Raw genomic sequence first — 15,689 nt, forward strand, 5'->3', positions numbered from 1 at the left:
GATGCCGGAAATGGAGTTGCGGATGGACGATCTCATCGAGCGGCCGATCGGCGATGCCATGCTGCGCGGCTGGCGCTGCCGCTGCCCGCAATGCGGCCATGGCCGCATCTTCGGCCGCTATCTGAAGGTTAACGACGCCTGCGCATCCTGCGGCCTCGGCCTGTCCGGCCATCGTGCCGACGACGCGCCACCCTATTTCACCATCCTGATCGTCGGCCATATCATCGTGCCGCTGATGCTGCTGCTGGAGCAGCATGTCGAGCCGGCCGAATGGGTGCATATGGTTCTGTGGGTGCCGCTGACGCTGATCCTGTCGCTCTGGTTCCTGCCGCATATCAAGGGCGCGCTGATCGGGCTGCAATGGTCGCGCCGCATGCACGGCTTCGGCAGCGAGCCGCACTGACGAATGGCTGGGAGCGAGATTTGGGCTGAGGACAAAACCGGCCGCAAGGCTTCGCCGCCGATCCGCGATGCCGCAACGCTCATCCTGTACCGGCGCCATGGCGGCAAGCTTCAGGTCCTGATGGGCGAGCGCCACGGCGCCAGCGCATTCCTTCCCAACCGCTTTGTCTTCCCGGGCGGCCGCCTGGATCTCACTGACTACCGCCTGCGCCCCATCCCCTCGCTCAATCCCGTCTCCCAGGCCCGTCTGGCGCGCAGCCGCCGCACCGGGCCGCGCAAGGCGCTGGGGCTCGCCCTAGCCGCGATCCGGGAGACCTTCGAGGAAAGCGGCCTGCGGCTGGCCGTGCCCGGCGCCGCTGCCGCCTGCCCCTCGGATAGCTGGGTCAGCTTCTGCGAGGGCGGCCTGCTGCCCGATCCCAGTCATCTGCTTTATGTCTGCCGCGCGATCACCCCGCCCGACCGGCCGCGCCGGTTCGATGCCCGCTTCTTTGCTGCACCCGCCGAAGCCGCTGAAGGGGCGTTGCGGCCCTCGCCGGAACTCGACAAGCTGGACTGGATCACTCCGGAGGAGGCCCAGGCCCTGTTGCTGCCCAACATCACCAAATACGTGCTGGCTAACCTGGAAGGCTGGCTCGACCCGGCCAGGGCCGGTGATCCGGCCCAGCCAGTGCCCTTCCGCTATGTCCGCCGCGGCGAATGGAAGCTCGACTGGGAATGATCCGCGCGACGCCGCGGGATGCCGCAAGCCTAGTTCTGGTCCGTCACTCGCATGGCCGCCTGGAGGTGCTGCTGGGCCGCCGGGCCGCCAGGCACCGCTTCCTGCCCGATGTCTACGCCTTTCCAGGCGGCCGGGTGGATAAAAGCGATCTCTTAGAAAAGCCGTATAAACCATTGCCAAGCCATGTAATCCCGGCGCTCGGCGCGTCGCCACACCTCGCCCAGGCTCTTGGCATCGCCGCCGTCCGGGAGACCTGGGAAGAAACCGGCATTGCGCTCGGGCCGGTCGAGGCTGGCTGCCTGCGGCCGGACCTGTCCGGCCTGCGCTACCTCTGCCGGGCGATTACGCCATCCGAAAGCCCGATCCGATTCCATGCCCGCTTTTTCCTGCAGGATGTCAGCGGCCGGGATTTGGTCTTAAGCGGTTCCGGGGAACTGCTCGATCTCGCCTTCAGGCCGTTGGACGAGGCCCTGCGGCTGCCGCTGGCCGACATCACCGAATTCATCCTTGGCCTGGTCGGCCGGCTGGGCCCCGACCTCGCGCCTCCGGCCACCGCTTTCTGGCGATACCGCGCCGGTAAACCCATGATCCGCTGGGAAAAGCCTTAGTTGGTTGACATCGGGGCGCGAATCCCTATGCTGCGCCGCCAATCCTTGCCGTCCGAACCTGTGGAATTTGCGTCATGGCCAAGCCGACAACCCTGAAGATCAAGCTGGTGAGCACTGCCGATACCGGCTACTTCTACGTCACCAAGAAGAATCCGCGCACCAAGACCGAAAAGCTGTCGTTCAAGAAGTACGACCCGGTCGCGCGCAAGCACGTCGAATTCAAGGAAGCCAAGATTAAGTAAGGTCTTGGCCGGCGCCATGGCGCCGCTGTCAGACGCAAGCCCCGCCCCGCGGCGGGGCTTTTCGTTTTTGGACCGCTTGATCCAGCGGCAAAGTTCCCCATCTGTTCAAAATGCCGGCTGGCATCGCCGTTTTGAGCATCATCAATCCTCAAAACGCTTCTCGCTGCCCTTGCGGGTTCGGTTCTAAACGGACTTGAACGGTTCCAAACAACCCAGCCGGACCTGAAACAGGCCGTTTTGATATCAGTGATATCACTGATATCACTCCACAGCAGGCGCTGTGGTTTTATGCCCGGCGGAAGACGATCCGGTTGCGCCCGCCATTCTTGGCTTCGTAGAGCGCGTCGTCGGCGCGCTTGAGCAGGCTCTCTGCGGTATCCCCCGCCCCCTGCGAGGTGCAGCCAATCGAGCAGGTCACGGTCAGCGACAGGCCCTCCTTGGTCGTCACCGGCTTGCCGCCGATGGCCTGCAGCAGGCGGTTCGCCACCACCTCCGCCGCGTCGAGATCCGTATCAGGCATCAGCACCACGAATTCCTCGCCGCCATAGCGGCAGGCCATGTCGATGCCGCGGATGTTGCGCACGATGCGGTTGCCGATCTCACGCAGCACTTCGTCGCCGATCGGATGGCCGTGGCTGTCGTTGATCTGCTTGAAATAGTCGAGATCGAGAATCAGCACCGCCGTGCCATGCTGGCTGGCGCTCTGGCTTAGAAGCGTCGCCAGATGCGAGGCCATGTAGCGGCGGTTGTAAAGCCCGGTCAGCGGATCAGTGACCGCCATCTCCATGCTCTGCTGATAATGCAGGCGCAGGCGTTCCTGATAGCGCTTGCGCCGCACCTGGGCGCGCAGGCGGGCGATGAATTCATTGCGGTCGATGGGGCGTACGACATAGTCGGTGACGCCAATCTCTAAGCCCTTCACAAGCTGCTTCTGGTCGTCTGGCCCGACCAGCAGAAGGATCGGCACGTTACGCGTCTCTTCCGTGGTGCGGAACTGCGAGCAGAGCCGCAGGCCATCGGGATTTTGCAGTCCGAGGCTGACTACGACGGAATCGTATTCCTGCTGCCGCGCGCGGGCCAGTGCATCGGCGCCGTCGGCGGTCACCTCGATCTGGAACTGACCTTCGATCATGCGCTGAAGACGCAGTTGATCACGCGGATTGTCTTCCACCACCAGGATGCGGGCGCTGGCATAGTCCTCGTCCAGGCTCGGCACGGGCGGCGAGATCACGCCGAGCGCTGCTGAAGTACGTTCGCGCATCCGCAGCTCGTCGAGCATCAGCTTGACGCGCAGCAGCGACCGCACGCGCGCGAACATCGAGGTGTCGTCGACGGGCTTGGTGAGGAAATCGTCGGCGCCGGCACTCAGTCCCTGCACGCGATCCTCCGGATCGCCCAGCGCAGTCACCATGATCACCGGGATATGGGCTGTTTCGGGATTTGCCTTCAGGCGGCGGCAAACCTCAAAACCGTCCATGCCGGGCATCATCACGTCGAGCAGGATCAGATCCGGCTTCTGCGTGACCGCAGACTCAAGCGCCTCCGGCCCGCTGCTGGCGGTGATCACTTCGTAGTATTCGCTCGTCAGCTTGGCTTCCAGCACCTTGATGTTGGTGCGGATGTCATCGACGACCAGAATGCGCGCGGTCATCGGAAAATGGCGTCAGGCCTTGGGATCGAGGAACTGCTTGACCGTCTCGATGAATTTGCCCACGGAGATAGGCTTGGCGATATAGGCGTCGCAGCCACCTTCGCGCATCTTCTCCTCGTCGCCTTTCATCGCAAATGCGGTGACCGCCACCACGGGGATGGAGCGGAGGTTATCGTCTTCCTTGATCCACTTGATCACTTCCAGGCCCGACACCTCCGGCAGCTGGATATCCATCAGGATCAGGTCGGGCCGGTGCTCGCGCACCATGGCCAGGGCTTCCATCCCGTCTTTGGTCTGCAAAGTCTTGTACCCATGAGCGTCCAGAAGATCGTGAAACAACTTCATGTTGAGTTCGTTATCCTCAACAATCAAAACTGTCTTGCTCATGAGGTGCCTTCCCCGGATATTCTATGCCGTGCCTGCGCAACTTTTCCTAGCGTCTCCAGAGTTTTGTAGCATCCCGGCCCTGCCCGGCCAAGCCGTTTGAGGATGACAATCCAAGCCTCCACCGCACCAGAAAACCGCCACCTGCCGGTCCCTCCCGTAACGGTAACCGAGCAGTTAGCGACCCTGTCTCTGCAGGCGGGACGGCCGCTGCTGATCGCCGATGCCGATGAGGTGCTGTTCTACTTCATGCGCGGTCTGGAGCGTTTCCTGGAGGGTCGCGGCCTGTATTTCGACTGGCAATCATATGCCCTGTACGGGAATATCCGCCATCGGCATGACGGCAGCCCGATGCCGGCCGAGGAACTGCATCCCCTGCTGCAAGGCTTCTTCGCCGAGGCGACCGAATTGCTGGAGCCGGTGGATGGCGCTGCCGCTGCCCTTGCGGAACTGGCGAAGGACGTTCAGGTCGTCGTGCTCAGCAATGTGCCGCTGGCGGCCCGGGCGGCGCGGGAGCGTGCCCTGGCGCGTCATGGCATGGCCTTTCCCCTTATTGCCAATCATGGCGTCAAAGGCCCTGCAGTGGCTGCGCTAATGCGCATGGCGGCGGCGCCTGCCGTCTTTATCGACGACATTCCGCACAATCACACTTCCGTTGCGCAAACGGCGCCAAAGGTGCATCGCGTGCATTTCATCGCCGACCCGCGTCTGGCGGCCTTGCTCGGTCCCGCCCCCGACTGCCATCATCGGGCAGGATCGTGGGAGGAAATCCGCGACCATGTCGCGGCCTTGTTGCGTTAGGGAGTGAATACATGCGTATAGGCATCGATCTGGGCGGCACCAAGATCGAGGCCATTGCACTGGCCGATGACGGCACTATCCGCGCCCGCCGCCGCATTCCCGCGCCGCGCGGCGATTATCGCGCAACTGTCATGGCCATGCGGGATCTGGCTCATGCCCTCGAAGCGGAGATCGGCCAGCCCGCGCCCATCGGCGCCGGCATCCCGGGTAACATCTCGCCGGCGACCGGTCTCGTGAAGAATGCCAACTCGGTCTGGCTGATCGGACATCCGCTCGACCGCGATCTGCAGGAAGCGACCGGCCGCCGCGTCCGTCTTGCCAACGATGCCGATTGCTTCGCCCTGTCGGAAGCCAGCGACGGCGCCGGCGCTGGCAAGAACGTGGTCTTCGGTGCGATTCTCGGCACCGGCTGCGGCTCAGGCCTGGTCGTCGGCGGACGGCCTTTGCTGGGCCCGAACGCGATCACCGGCGAATGGGGCCATAATCCGCTGCCCTGGCGCCTGCCCGAAGAGACGCCCGGGCCGCTATGCTATTGCGGCAAGCATGGCTGCCAGGAAACGTTTCTCTCCGGTCCGGGCCTGAGCATGGATTTCGAAGCGGCCACCGGCCGCAAGCTGGATGGCGCAGCGATTGTCGCTGCCGCCGAAGCCGGCGATGCCGAAGCCGAAAAGGCACTGCAGCGCTATGAGCATCGCCTGGCACGCGGGTTGGCCGCGATCCTCAACGTGATCGATCCCGATGTGGTGGTGCTGGGCGGCGGCCTGTCCAATCTCGCCCGGCTGTATGAGAATGTCCCGAAACTTTGGGGCGCGTTCGTTTTCTCAGATACCGTCACCACGCCGCTGGTGAAAAACATGCATGGCGACAGTTCCGGTGTGCGCGGTGCGGCCTGGCTCTGGCCGGTCGGCACGCCGCCGGAGCCAGAGGCAGCTTAAGTCAGCAGGCATCACGCGGCTTGACGTCAAGCTGGCGCAGCGTGGCGCGGATGGCGTAGTCGCCGTAATCGAAGACCACGTCATCGACGATGCCGCTTTCATAGAGGCGATAGCCGATCTCGTAGTCCGGCGTATCCTGCATCTTCTCGGACGTGAAATAAGCCAGCCGGACCCGCCAGGACCGCTGGCCCTTCAGCGGCGCGAGAACCTCCTTCTCGCCGGTTTCGACCGGCAGCTCGGCGCTGATGAAGGCGCCGATATCGGCATAAGAGTCCGCCGAAGAACCGTCATAGACGGGAAGCTGCAGCCAGTTGGTTCCGGCCCGCGCCATCGCCAGCAGGCGGATCGTATGTTCGGTCGGAAACACCACGTTGCGCGGCAGCGCCAGCTCGGTATCCGGCGGCAAGGTGAAGCGGACGATGCCTTCCCCGCCCGGCTCCGACACCGTGGCCTCGCCATCCAGTTCCTGATCGAGGTCGCCGTTGACCTCATCCTTGAGCCGGAAGCGAAAGCGCTGGCCATCTTGCGATTCCCAGGAGTTCAGCGTCATGTCGTTCAGAATCGGACCGTCGTCGGTGGTGGTCTCGATGAGAAAGCGCTGATTCAGGGCATAGCCATCGCACGCATTGACGAAGTCCAGTTTCAACCCGCCGCTGATGCCGTGGCGGTAATTGCGCGGGTCCATCCGGGAAACCGACAATGTGTAGAACGCCCGGTGGGATAGCAGCTCCCGGCCGATGGCCCGCAATTCGGCGATGTCGACAGCGCGACCGGCGCCAGCCGGCACGACGCTCATGCTGGTCAGCAGAAGCAGCCAAAGGAACAGCCGGAAAACAGGCAAGCGCGCATCTCTAGGGTTGATCTGGGCTTGTGCTAGATTAGCCGTGGCAGCACAAGAAGAAAACATGCGGTCAGCCGAAAAGTACCAATACCCCCCTTTAGATCACCGGCTAAAATCAGCCTGGAGGAAATGATGCGCAAACCGACCATCCTCGTGACACGCCGAATGCCGCCTGCCGTGGAGGCAAGGCTGAAACGGGATTACGACGCCCGGCTGAATCCGGACGACCGGATCTACAGCAGCGAGGAATTGATCGCCAAGGCGGCTGGCGCGGACGGGATGCTGATCTGCTCCTCCGACAAGATCACTCCGGAGGTGGTGGCCCATCTGCCGGAAAGCGTGAAGATCATCGCCACCTTCTCGGTCGGCTATGAGCATATCGACGTGATGGCCTGCGAGGCGCGCGGCGTGATCGCGACCAACACGCCAGGCGTGCTGACCGATGCGACGGCGGATATCGCATTCCTTCTCATCCTCGCCGCCGCCCGGCGAGCCTATGAAGCGCAGACCATGCTGCGCCAGGGGCAATGGACGGGCTGGCATACCACCATGCTGCTGGGCATCGACCTCGCCGGGAAACGCCTGGGCATCTTCGGCATGGGCCGAATCGGTCAGGCCGTGGCGCGGCGTGCCCTCGGCTTCGGCATGGAGATCCACTACCACAATCGCAGCCGCCTGCCGCAGGAGCTTGAGGCCGGCGCGACCTACCACCCCACCCTGGAATCCCTGCTGCAGGTCAGCGATGTCCTGTCGATCAACGCGCCCTCGACGCCGGAGACGCGCAACATCCTGAACGCCGAACGGATCGCCCTGCTGCCCGACGGAGCTATCGTGGTGAACACGGCCCGCGGCGACATGGTGGACGATGCAGCCCTGATCGGCGCTCTGCGCTCCGGCAAGCTGCGTGCTGCAGGACTCGACGTCTTCGCCGGCGAGCCGAACCTGAACAAGGAATACCTGAGCCTGCCGAATGCCTATCTGCTGCCGCATATCGGCAGCGCCACCATCGAAACCCGCGACCGCATGGGCTTTACCGCGCTCGACAACCTCGACGCGGTGCTTCTGCACGGCAGGCCGGCGCCAAACCGTCTCTGGTAGGACATCGCCGGCAGGCGGCAAAAACTGCCGGATCTGCATAGTTAATAATGACGGTTTTCCGGCAAAATCGTCTGGCACATCGCTTGCTTTAAAGGTGGCGAACGAAGTTTAGACAGTGTCGCCATGACCCTTGCGATCCCTGCCAACGATACCAGGCCCAATCACTGGGCGACGACCGCGCATGATGCGCATGACGCGAATGCCCCCTCGCCCGGCTTTGCCAGCCTGGTGCTGCGCCTGCGGCTGGCGATGCGGCGCGATCCCGATCCGCGCAAGCATACGCTGATCGACCAGATCCTGACGGCGGCAGCGGAAAGCGAGCAGAAGCTGGTCGATCAGGCGGACCGCATCGCTGCGCTGGAAGCGTTGTCCACAACCGACGACCTGACCGGCTTGCCCAACCGCCGTGCCTTCCACCTGTATATGGAAACCGAACTGGCGCGGGCGCGGCGCGAAAGCCGCGGCGGCGTGCTGGCCTTCATCGATCTCGATCATTTCAAGGCGATCAACGACCGGCTGGGCCATGCCGCCGGCGATGCCGTGCTGTGCCAGGTGGCCATGCGGCTGCGGCCTGCGGCGCGCGCGGCAGATTTCCTGGCGCGCCTGCATGGCGACGAATTCGTGCTGGCGCTTTCCGGCGCCCAGACCGAGCAGGCGGAAGCCCGCCTGGCCGATCTGGCCGCCCGCATCGAGCGGCAGCCGCTGCGGTTCGGCGATCACCTCATCCCGGTGGCACTCAGCTATGGCCTGACCGCCTATGACGGCAATAGCGAGTTGAATTCGCTGCTCCGCCGTAGCGACCGGGCGATGTACGACCATAAACAGGCCAAACGGACGTCGCCTGCCCAGTCCTGAGCGTCCATCCTGAGCGCGTTGCCAGCCTGCCGCCTTCGGGCTAGAACCGGCTAAAGCCCCCTATAAAGGATGGAAGCCGCTATGAGCCACGAAGCCCGCCTTGCCGCCCTGAAAATCGAACTGCCGCAGCCGGCCGCGCCGGCAGCGAATTACGTGCCCTATGTCATCAGCGGCAACCTCGTTTTCGTTGCGGGCCAGATCACCATCTGGAATGGTGAGGTCCGCTATCTTGGCCGGATCGGCGAAACCCTGTCGGTTGAAGACGGCGTGGCGGCTGCCCGCCTGTGCGGCCTGAACATCATCGCGCAGGTCCGCGCGGCTTGCGGCGGCAATCTGGACCGGGTGAAGCGCTGCGTGAAACTGGGCGGCTTCGTCAATTGCACGCCCTCCTTCACCGAGCAGCCGAAGGTGATCAACGGCGCCTCCGACCTGATGGTCGAAGTCTTCGGCGAGGCCGGCAAGCATGCCCGCTTTGCCGTCGGCGCCAATGTCCTGCCGCGCGGCGTCGCCGTTGAGGTCGACGCGATCTTCGAAATTGAATGATGCCATGGCGGGCCAGATCGAAGCTCGGCTTGCCGCACTGGGCCTGACGCTGCCGCCGGCACCTCAGCCCGTCGCCAATTACGTCGGCTTTGTCGTCGTCGGCCGGGAAATCCATGTCGCCGGCGTCGGACCGACCTGGGGCCGGGAGGTGCGCCATAGCGGCAAGCTGGGCGCGCAGCTCGATGTCGCGCAAGGTTACGAAGCGGCTCGCCTCACGGCGCTGAATCTTCTGGCGCATGCCAAAGCCGCCATAGGCGATTTGGATCGCATTACGCGCTGCGTGAAGCTGTTCTGCCTGGTCAATGCAGTGCCGGAATTCCTGGACGGCACCAAAGTGGCGGACGGCGCGACGGATCTGCTGAACGATCTGTTCGGTCCCGACAAGCGGCCGGTGAGATCGACGACAACGGCGCCGTCGCTGCCCTTCGATATCGCCTTCGAAGCGGACGGCATTTTCCTTTTCGAGTAAAGCGATTTCACATGAGCAAACGCGATCTTCCCAAGTGGCTGACAAAAACGCCGATTGCGCATCGCGGTCTGCATGACATCGCCAAGGGCGTGCCGGAGAACTCCCTGCTCGCCTTTCAGAAAGCCATCGAGGGTGATTACGCCATCGAACTTGACGTCCGCCTCACCGGCGACGGTCAGGTGGTGGTCTTCCACGATCCGGACCTGCGACGTCTCTGCGGCCGCGAAGGCATCGTGGCGCAGATACCGCTGGCGGAACTGAAGGAACTGACGCTGCTCGGAACCCAGGAAAAGGTGCCGAGCTTCCGCGACGTGCTCGATATGGTGAAGGGCCGTGTGCCGCTGGTCGTCGAAATAAAGAAGGAAAAAGGCGAACCGGCGGGCATCCTGGACGCCAGCGTCGCCCGCATGCTGCAGCATTATCCGGGCCCCTTCGTGGTGCAGTCCTTCAATCCGCGCACCGTGAAGTGGTTTCAGAAGAACGCGCCGCAAATCGTGCGCGGCCAGATTTCAACTGACCTTGCCAACATGACCAAAGGCCTTAGCTGGTTCAGCCGGCTGCAGTTGAAACGCGCGCTGATGACCGGCTACGGCGAACCCGACTTCCTTGCATACGATGTCCGCGACCTGCCATCCGAGATTACGGCGGCGGCGCGGCGGCGCGGCCTGCCGATTTTAAGCTGGACGGTGCGGACCCCGGCCGAGCGCGCGCGTGCCGCAGCACATGCCGACAACATCATCTTCGAGGAGCTGTCGACCAACTGATGCCAGGGGCCACCGGACCGGCAGACACGATCACCATACGCAGCCTCAAGCGGGTATCAGACATACCCGCCGCGCGCTGGGATCGCTGTGCCGGGACCGAAAACCCTTTCCTCGCGCATGCCTTCCTCGATGCACTGGAACAATCGGGCTGCGTTACGCCGCGGACCGGGTGGCAGCCGATCCATCTGGTGGCCGAGACACCGGATGGCGAAATCGCCGGCATCCTGCCGCTTTATGTCAAAGGCCATAGCCAGGGCGAATACATCTTCGATCATGCCTGGGCTGATGCCTATGCCCGCGCCGGCGGGAGCTACTATCCAAAGCTGTTATCCGCCGTCCCTTTCACCCCGGTGACAGGTCCGCGGTTTTTAGTCGCGCCCGGACAGGATTTCGCGGCCATTGCAGGCGCGCTGCTGCAGGGCGCCAAGGAAATTGCGCGCGAACACGGCCTTTCGTCTCTGCATGTGAATTTCCTGCCCAAGGCGCAGAGCGACTGGGCGCAGAGCGCAGGCATGCTGTTGCGGCTGGGCGAGCAGTTCCATTGGACGAATGACGGCTATCGCGACTTTGACGATTTCCTGGAGCAACTCGCCTCACGCAAGCGCAAGACGATCCGCAAGGAACGCCGCGAGGCGGTGGCGGCAGGCATCGACATCGTCACGCTTTCCGGCGGCGACCTGACCGACGAGCATTGGGATGCCTTTTTTGGGTTCTACATGGATACCGGCAGCCGCAAATGGGGCCGGCCGTACTTAAACCGCGAGTTCTTCCGCCGCCTGCATGCCAGCATGGCCGACCGCGTGGTGCTGGTAATGGCGCGCCGAGAGGGCCGCTGGATCGCGGGCGCCTGGAACATGCTGGGTAGCGACACGCTATATGGCCGCAACTGGGGCTGTATCGAATATCACCCCTGCCTGCATTTCGAATGCTGCTATTACCAGGCCATCGACTATGCGATCCGCCATGGCCTGAAGCGTGTGGAGGCCGGCGCCCAGGGCGAACACAAGCTGGCCCGCGGCTATCTGCCCGTGCCGATCTACTCGGTCCACTGGCTGACCGATCCCGGCTTTCAGGCTGCGGTGGCGCGCTATCTGGAAGAAGAGCGCGCCTATATGGAGGGGGTGATCGAGGCGCTGGATCAGCATTCTCCCTTCCGCCAGGCCGGTCCGCCGCCGGATAGCGATTAGCCCCCCAGAACTGCGCCAACGAATGGCGTGCATTACCGCGTCAGGCTAAGATAGCCCCGTAACACGGAGGGGTATCATGACCAGCCTGCCGCATGATGCGGGATGCATTTTCTGCAAGATCGTCGACGGCGAGGCGCCGAGCTTCAAGCTTTACGAAGACGAGCTCAGCTTCGCGATCATGGACATCAACCCCTTCAATCACGGCCATGCCCTGGTGCTGAGCAAGGGGCATTACGCCAATATCCATGAGGTAACGGACGACAGCATTTCGGCTGTGGCGCGCACCGCCAAGAAGATCGCTGCCGCCGTGAACGACGTGGTCAAGCCGGATGGCATCAACATCGTGCAGGCCAACGGCCAGGGGGCAGCCCAGTCCGTGCAGCATTACCATGTCCATGTGCTGCCGCGCCGCATCGGCGATAACGCCAGGCTGAACTGGAGCCTGACGCCCGGCGATCAGGACAGCATTGCCAAGCTGGCCGCCGATATCCGCGCGATCTTGAAGACCTAGCGCAGTTTCGGGTTCAGCGCGTCGCGCAGCCAGTCGCCCAGCACATTCACCGCCAGCACCAGCAGCACCAGGGTCAGCGCCGGGAAGAAGGTGATCCACCACTCGCCGCTGAACAGGAAGCTTTGGCCGATGCGGATAAGAGTGCCGAGCGAAGGCTGGGTCGGCGGTACGCCGACGCCGAGGAAACTCAGCGTCGCCTCCGACAGCACCGCCAGAGCCAAGCCGACCGTGGCCAGCACCAGCACCGGCCCCAGCGTATTGGGTAGCACATGGCGCCAGACGATGCTCCAGGACGGCAGGCCGATCACCTTGGCGGCGGCCACGTAATCCTTGTTGCGCTCGACCAGCGCCGCAGACCGCGCCACGCGGGCGAATTGCGGCCAGTCGGCAATCCCGATGGCGAAGATCAGCACGAAGATCGCGATCTCATGATGCAGGTCGCGCGGCAAAGCGGTACGCGCAATCCCGTCAATCATCAACGCGATCAGGATGCTCGGGATGGTTAGCTGGACGTCGGCGATACGCATCACCGCCACATCGAGCAGGCCGCCGCGATAGCCGCAAAGCACGCCTAGGAGCGTGCCGAAGACCGCTGCGAAGGCAATCGCCGCGAAACCGACCAGCAGCGAAATCCGGCTGCCGTAGAGGATCGTGGAAAACAGATCACGGCCCTGATCGTCGGTGCCCAGCAGGAAGTCGGCCGAACCGCCCTCGCTCCAGGCCGGTGGAGTGAAGGCATTCATCAGCCGCACGGCGCTTGGGTCGAACGGATTGTAGGGCGCGATCCAGGGCGCCAGGATAGCGGCGGCGATGATCACCAAAGCCACGATGGCGGCGATCACCACCGAGGGCGAACGGCGGAAGCTGTAGGCGATGTCGCTGTCATACCAGCGGCGCAGCGCGGTCGTGGCCTGGCTCATGTCGCCTTCCCCGCCGCCTTGCTGCGGTCCAGACGCAGCCGCGGATCGATCACGAAATAGACCAGATCGACCGCGAGATTGAGCACGACGAACATGAACCCTACCATGACGAGATAGGCCGCCATCACGGGGATGTCGGCAAAGCCGACCGCCTGGATGAACAGCAGGCCCATGCCCGGCCACTGGAAGACGGTTTCGGTGACGATCGAGAAAGCAATCAGCGAGCCGATCTGCAGGCCGATGATGGTGACCACCGGCATCAGCGTGTTCTTCAGCGCATGACGGAAATGCACAATCCGGTCGGTCAGTCCCCGGGCGCGGGCGAATTTGATGTAATCGGTGCGCAGGACCTCCAGCATCTCGGTCCGCACGAGGCGCAGCACCAGGGTGAGCTGATACAGGCTGAGCGTAATGGCGGGCATGATGATGGCAGCCCAGCCCGACTTGGTCAGAAAGCCAGTACTCCACCATCCGAGCGAGACCACCTCGCCGCGGCCGAAGCTTGGCAGCAGATCGAACTGCACAGAGAAGAGATAGATCAGGCCGATGCCGATCACGAAAGTGGGCAGCGACACGCCGACCAGGCTGGAGGTCAGCACGAAACGGCTCAGCCAGCTATCGCGCCGCAAGGCCGTGTAGATGCCGAGCGGCAGGCCGATGGCGATGGCCAGCGCGGCAGAGAGAAAGACGAGCTCCAGCGTCGCCGGTAGACGCTCCTGGATCAGCACCGAGACCGGACGCTTGAGACGGTAGGACAGCCCAAAATCGCCCTCCATCGCATTGCCGATGAAACGGGCGAACTGAACCAGAGCCGGATCGTCCAAGCCAAGCCGCTCGCGCAGCTCCTGACGGTCGGTCGTCGTGGCTTCCTGGCCGACCATGTTGTTGATCGGATCGCCGACATAATTGAACAGCAGGAACGCGACCAGCGCGACGGCAAGCATGACAGCCACCGCCTGGGCCAAGCGTCCGATAACGTAACCGAGCATGGGGCCCTATAGGAAAAATGCCCCGGCCGGTTGGGCCGGTCGGGGCGCGTCGCACTGCGGCTTACTTCATTCTGGCGAAATGGAAGCGCGGCACATTGTCCGCGATGATCGGCATGTCGAGCTTATCGCTCATCGCCCAGTTCAACACCTGGTGATGCAGCGGCAGGTAGATGATCTCGTCATTGACGATCTGCCAGGCGTCGGCGATCAGCTTGTCACGCTTGCCCTGATCCAGTTCGGTCAGCATGGCGTTGATCATGCCGTCCAGCTTCGGGTTCGAGTAATTGGTGAAGTTCCAGGTGCCGTTCTTGCCGTCGGGTGTCTGCACCAGATACGAGAACACGTAGTGGGAGTCGAAGGTCGGCACGCCCCAGCCGAGCAGGAAGAAGCTGGTATCCTTCTTCTGCAGCTTGGGGAAATGCAGTGTCTTCGACTGCGCCGCCAGATCGACCTTGATGCCGACCTGCGCCAGCATGCCGACAACGGCCTGGCAGATGCCCTCATCGTTGACATAGCGGTCGTTCGAGCAATCGAGCCGCACGCCGAATCCGTTCGGATAACCGGCTTCCGCCAGCAGCGCCTTGGCCTTGTTCACGTCATAGGGCAGACGCTTGTCGATGGCCTTGTCATAGCCATGCACACCCGGCGAGGTGATCATGCCGGCGATCACCGCGTCGCCGCGCATGATCTTCTGCTGGATCGCGTTCATGTCGATGGCGTGATACATCGCCTGACGCACGCGTTTGTCTGCGAAGGGGTTCTTGCCCTTCACATCGGAGTATTTCAGCTCCGGGCTGCCGACATCGAGGCCCAGGAAGATCGAGCGGATCTCGTTGGTCTTCTTCACCTGCAGGCCGGGCGAACGCTTCACGCGCTCCACGTCCTGCACCGGCACGTCGAGCACGAAATCGAGCTGGCCCGAGATCAGCGCCGCGACGCGGGTTGCTGGCGTGGTCACGGGGGTGTAGACGATCTCGTCGATGTTATGCGGATTGTCCTTCAGGCCCCACCAGTTCGGGTTCTTCACCATCACCGTGCGAACATCCTGCTCGCGCAGCTTCAGCATGAAGGGGCCGGTGCCATTGGTATTGCGAACAGCGAAGGTCTCTTCCTTGTCCTTGTAGGATTGCGGGTTGACCACGTTGTTCTTCTCAGCCCAGACCTTGGACATGATGAAGATGTTGGCGATCTGGTTCGGCAGGATCGGATTCGGGCCGTTGGTCTCGACATGCACCGTGTGCGAGTCGGCCTTCCTCACATCCTTGATGCTGGCGATGTAGGTCTTGAAGTCCGAGTTCGGATGCTGTGCGCGCTTCACCGAAAAGACGACGTCATCGGCGGTGAAGTCGGAGCCATCGTGGAACTTCACGCCCTCGCGCAGCTTGAATTCCCAGGTGGTGTCGTTCACCGGCTTCCACGAGGTGGCGAGAGCCGGCACGAACTTCAGATCGGCGCTGTAGCCGACGAGACCTTCATAGCTCTGAAAGCTGCCGGTACGGGTCAGGCCTTCATTCTGACTATGCGGATCCATCGTCAGATAGTCGCCCTGGCTCGCCCAGCGCAGCGTCTTTGCCTGCGCCAATGCATCGCCATGAACGATTGGAGCGGCCAGCATGAAAGCCCCCGCCAGCAGCGCGGCCTTCAAACGGATAACGGCCATGGATAAGCCTCCTGTTAAATTATTTTTTGTTGTGCACGGACGTGCGGTTTTACTGGACACGGAGGTTGAACCCTCGCGTCTCATTGTCCGCGATGGTAATTTTTATTCGCT

19 protein-coding genes are annotated in these 15,689 nt (G+C 63.0%); 13 read left to right on the top strand and 6 right to left on the bottom strand.

Features of this window, described 5'->3' with window-relative positions; genetic code table 11:
• Positions 1 to 10: 10 nt before the first annotated feature.
• From Q0603_RS10765 to rpmG, 4 genes are all read left to right on the top strand, one after another.
• Complete coding sequence (locus Q0603_RS10765; RefSeq protein WP_298725454.1) at positions 11 to 403, top strand: DUF983 domain-containing protein; 393 nt, start codon at positions 11 to 13, stop codon at positions 401 to 403.
• A 3-nt stretch (positions 404 to 406) separates the two neighbouring features.
• A complete protein-coding gene (locus Q0603_RS10770; protein ID WP_298725455.1) occupies positions 407 to 1,120 on the top strand; it encodes an NUDIX domain-containing protein in 714 nt (237 codons plus the stop codon).
• Entirely contained in the window at positions 1,117 to 1,728 is a 612-nt protein-coding gene (locus tag Q0603_RS10775; RefSeq protein WP_298725456.1) for an NUDIX domain-containing protein, read from the top strand. Before Q0603_RS10770 ends, Q0603_RS10775 begins: the two co-directional genes overlap by 4 nt.
• Positions 1,729 to 1,802: 74 nt before the next feature.
• The gene (rpmG, locus tag Q0603_RS10780) at positions 1,803 to 1,970 is read left to right on the top strand and encodes a 50S ribosomal protein L33 (protein ID WP_298725457.1); all 168 of its coding nucleotides are present in this window, start codon (positions 1,803 to 1,805) and stop codon (positions 1,968 to 1,970) included.
• Positions 1,971 to 2,256: 286 nt separating this feature from the next.
• Here rpmG and Q0603_RS10785 read toward each other — a convergent pair whose 3' ends face one another.
• Both Q0603_RS10785 and Q0603_RS10790 read right to left on the bottom strand, forming a co-directional pair.
• On the bottom strand, positions 2,257 to 3,621 hold the full coding sequence (locus Q0603_RS10785; protein ID WP_298725458.1) for a PleD family two-component system response regulator: 1,365 nt from the start codon (positions 3,619 to 3,621) through the stop codon (positions 2,257 to 2,259).
• Between the two features lie 12 nt (positions 3,622 to 3,633).
• A complete protein-coding gene (locus tag Q0603_RS10790; RefSeq protein ID WP_298725460.1) occupies positions 3,634 to 4,008 on the bottom strand; it encodes a response regulator in 375 nt (124 codons plus the stop codon).
• A gap of 102 nt (positions 4,009 to 4,110) precedes the next feature.
• Between Q0603_RS10790 and Q0603_RS10795 the strand changes: the two genes are divergently transcribed.
• Positions 4,111 to 4,806, top strand: a complete 696-nt coding sequence (locus Q0603_RS10795) for a hypothetical protein (RefSeq protein ID WP_298725461.1) — start codon at positions 4,111 to 4,113, stop codon at positions 4,804 to 4,806.
• 11 nt (positions 4,807 to 4,817) lie between these two features.
• Positions 4,818 to 5,741, top strand: coding sequence for an ROK family protein (locus Q0603_RS10800; protein ID WP_298725462.1), 924 nt, complete (start codon positions 4,818 to 4,820; stop codon positions 5,739 to 5,741).
• Position 5,742: 1 nt separating this feature from the next.
• On the opposite strand, the gene Q0603_RS10805 is transcribed toward Q0603_RS10800, so the two are convergent.
• A complete protein-coding gene (locus Q0603_RS10805; protein ID WP_298725463.1) occupies positions 5,743 to 6,582 on the bottom strand; it encodes a DUF1849 family protein in 840 nt (279 codons plus the stop codon).
• Positions 6,583 to 6,711: 129 nt separating this feature from the next.
• Here Q0603_RS10805 and Q0603_RS10810 point away from each other — a divergent pair, with 129 nt between their 5' ends.
• From Q0603_RS10810 to Q0603_RS10840, 7 genes are all read left to right on the top strand, one after another.
• Positions 6,712 to 7,680 (top strand): D-glycerate dehydrogenase, encoded by a 969-nt coding sequence (locus tag Q0603_RS10810; RefSeq protein WP_298725465.1) that lies wholly within the window; start codon positions 6,712 to 6,714, stop codon positions 7,678 to 7,680.
• A 123-nt stretch (positions 7,681 to 7,803) separates the two neighbouring features.
• The gene (locus tag Q0603_RS10815; RefSeq protein ID WP_298725467.1) at positions 7,804 to 8,535 is read left to right on the top strand and encodes a GGDEF domain-containing protein; all 732 of its coding nucleotides are present in this window, start codon (positions 7,804 to 7,806) and stop codon (positions 8,533 to 8,535) included.
• 81 nt (positions 8,536 to 8,616) lie between these two features.
• Positions 8,617 to 9,078 (top strand): RidA family protein, encoded by a 462-nt coding sequence (locus tag Q0603_RS10820; protein WP_298725469.1) that lies wholly within the window; start codon positions 8,617 to 8,619, stop codon positions 9,076 to 9,078.
• Positions 9,079 to 9,082: 4 nt separating this feature from the next.
• The gene (locus tag Q0603_RS10825; protein ID WP_298725471.1) at positions 9,083 to 9,547 is read left to right on the top strand and encodes a RidA family protein; all 465 of its coding nucleotides are present in this window, start codon (positions 9,083 to 9,085) and stop codon (positions 9,545 to 9,547) included.
• Between the two features lie 11 nt (positions 9,548 to 9,558).
• On the top strand, positions 9,559 to 10,311 hold the full coding sequence (locus tag Q0603_RS10830) for a glycerophosphodiester phosphodiesterase (protein ID WP_298725473.1): 753 nt from the start codon (positions 9,559 to 9,561) through the stop codon (positions 10,309 to 10,311).
• Complete coding sequence (locus Q0603_RS10835) at positions 10,311 to 11,498, top strand: GNAT family N-acetyltransferase (protein WP_298725474.1); 1,188 nt, start codon at positions 10,311 to 10,313, stop codon at positions 11,496 to 11,498. The genes Q0603_RS10830 and Q0603_RS10835 overlap by 1 nt, the downstream gene beginning before the upstream one ends.
• A gap of 76 nt (positions 11,499 to 11,574) precedes the next feature.
• Positions 11,575 to 12,009, top strand: coding sequence for an HIT family protein (locus tag Q0603_RS10840; protein ID WP_298725476.1), 435 nt, complete (start codon positions 11,575 to 11,577; stop codon positions 12,007 to 12,009).
• Here Q0603_RS10840 and Q0603_RS10845 read toward each other — a convergent pair.
• The 3 genes from Q0603_RS10845 to Q0603_RS10855 form a co-directional block, all read right to left on the bottom strand.
• Positions 12,006 to 12,929, bottom strand: coding sequence for an ABC transporter permease (locus Q0603_RS10845; protein ID WP_298725479.1), 924 nt, complete (start codon positions 12,927 to 12,929; stop codon positions 12,006 to 12,008). The two genes, Q0603_RS10840 and Q0603_RS10845, sit on opposite strands and share 4 nt — an antisense overlap.
• The gene (locus Q0603_RS10850; protein WP_298725481.1) at positions 12,926 to 13,918 is read right to left on the bottom strand and encodes an ABC transporter permease; all 993 of its coding nucleotides are present in this window, start codon (positions 13,916 to 13,918) and stop codon (positions 12,926 to 12,928) included. The genes Q0603_RS10845 and Q0603_RS10850 overlap by 4 nt, the downstream gene beginning before the upstream one ends.
• 61 nt (positions 13,919 to 13,979) lie before the next feature.
• The gene (locus Q0603_RS10855) at positions 13,980 to 15,578 is read right to left on the bottom strand and encodes an ABC transporter substrate-binding protein (RefSeq protein ID WP_298725483.1); all 1,599 of its coding nucleotides are present in this window, start codon (positions 15,576 to 15,578) and stop codon (positions 13,980 to 13,982) included.
• Positions 15,579 to 15,689 lie beyond the last annotated feature (111 nt).

It is taken from the genome of uncultured Ferrovibrio sp. (assembly GCF_937960835.1).
GTDB lineage: Bacteria > Pseudomonadota > Alphaproteobacteria > Ferrovibrionales > Ferrovibrionaceae > Ferrovibrio.

Excerpts from the sequence above, each read along its gene's own strand:
- Q0603_RS10765 (WP_298725454.1), top strand. The coding sequence starts at position 11 with ATGGAGTTGCGGATGGACGATCTCATCGAGCGGCCGATCGGCGATGCC.
- Q0603_RS10770 (WP_298725455.1), top strand. The coding sequence starts at position 407 with ATGGCTGGGAGCGAGATTTGGGCTGAGGACAAAACCGGCCGCAAGGCT.
- Q0603_RS10775 (WP_298725456.1), top strand. The coding sequence starts at position 1,117 with ATGATCCGCGCGACGCCGCGGGATGCCGCAAGCCTAGTTCTGGTCCGT.
- rpmG (WP_298725457.1), top strand. The coding sequence starts at position 1,803 with ATGGCCAAGCCGACAACCCTGAAGATCAAGCTGGTGAGCACTGCCGAT.
- Q0603_RS10785 (WP_298725458.1), bottom strand. The coding sequence starts at position 3,621 with ATGACCGCGCGCATTCTGGTCGTCGATGACATCCGCACCAACATCAAG.
- Q0603_RS10790 (WP_298725460.1), bottom strand. The coding sequence starts at position 4,008 with ATGAGCAAGACAGTTTTGATTGTTGAGGATAACGAACTCAACATGAAG.
- Q0603_RS10795 (WP_298725461.1), top strand. The coding sequence starts at position 4,111 with ATGACAATCCAAGCCTCCACCGCACCAGAAAACCGCCACCTGCCGGTC.
- Q0603_RS10800 (WP_298725462.1), top strand. The coding sequence starts at position 4,818 with ATGCGTATAGGCATCGATCTGGGCGGCACCAAGATCGAGGCCATTGCA.
- Q0603_RS10810 (WP_298725465.1), top strand. The coding sequence starts at position 6,712 with ATGATGCGCAAACCGACCATCCTCGTGACACGCCGAATGCCGCCTGCC.
- Q0603_RS10815 (WP_298725467.1), top strand. The coding sequence starts at position 7,804 with ATGACCCTTGCGATCCCTGCCAACGATACCAGGCCCAATCACTGGGCG.
- Q0603_RS10820 (WP_298725469.1), top strand. The coding sequence starts at position 8,617 with ATGAGCCACGAAGCCCGCCTTGCCGCCCTGAAAATCGAACTGCCGCAG.
- Q0603_RS10825 (WP_298725471.1), top strand. The coding sequence starts at position 9,083 with ATGGCGGGCCAGATCGAAGCTCGGCTTGCCGCACTGGGCCTGACGCTG.
- Q0603_RS10830 (WP_298725473.1), top strand. The coding sequence starts at position 9,559 with ATGAGCAAACGCGATCTTCCCAAGTGGCTGACAAAAACGCCGATTGCG.
- Q0603_RS10835 (WP_298725474.1), top strand. The coding sequence starts at position 10,311 with ATGCCAGGGGCCACCGGACCGGCAGACACGATCACCATACGCAGCCTC.
- Q0603_RS10840 (WP_298725476.1), top strand. The coding sequence starts at position 11,575 with ATGACCAGCCTGCCGCATGATGCGGGATGCATTTTCTGCAAGATCGTC.
- Q0603_RS10845 (WP_298725479.1), bottom strand. The coding sequence starts at position 12,929 with ATGAGCCAGGCCACGACCGCGCTGCGCCGCTGGTATGACAGCGACATC.
- Q0603_RS10850 (WP_298725481.1), bottom strand. The coding sequence starts at position 13,918 with ATGCTCGGTTACGTTATCGGACGCTTGGCCCAGGCGGTGGCTGTCATG.
- Q0603_RS10855 (WP_298725483.1), bottom strand. The coding sequence starts at position 15,578 with ATGGCCGTTATCCGTTTGAAGGCCGCGCTGCTGGCGGGGGCTTTCATG.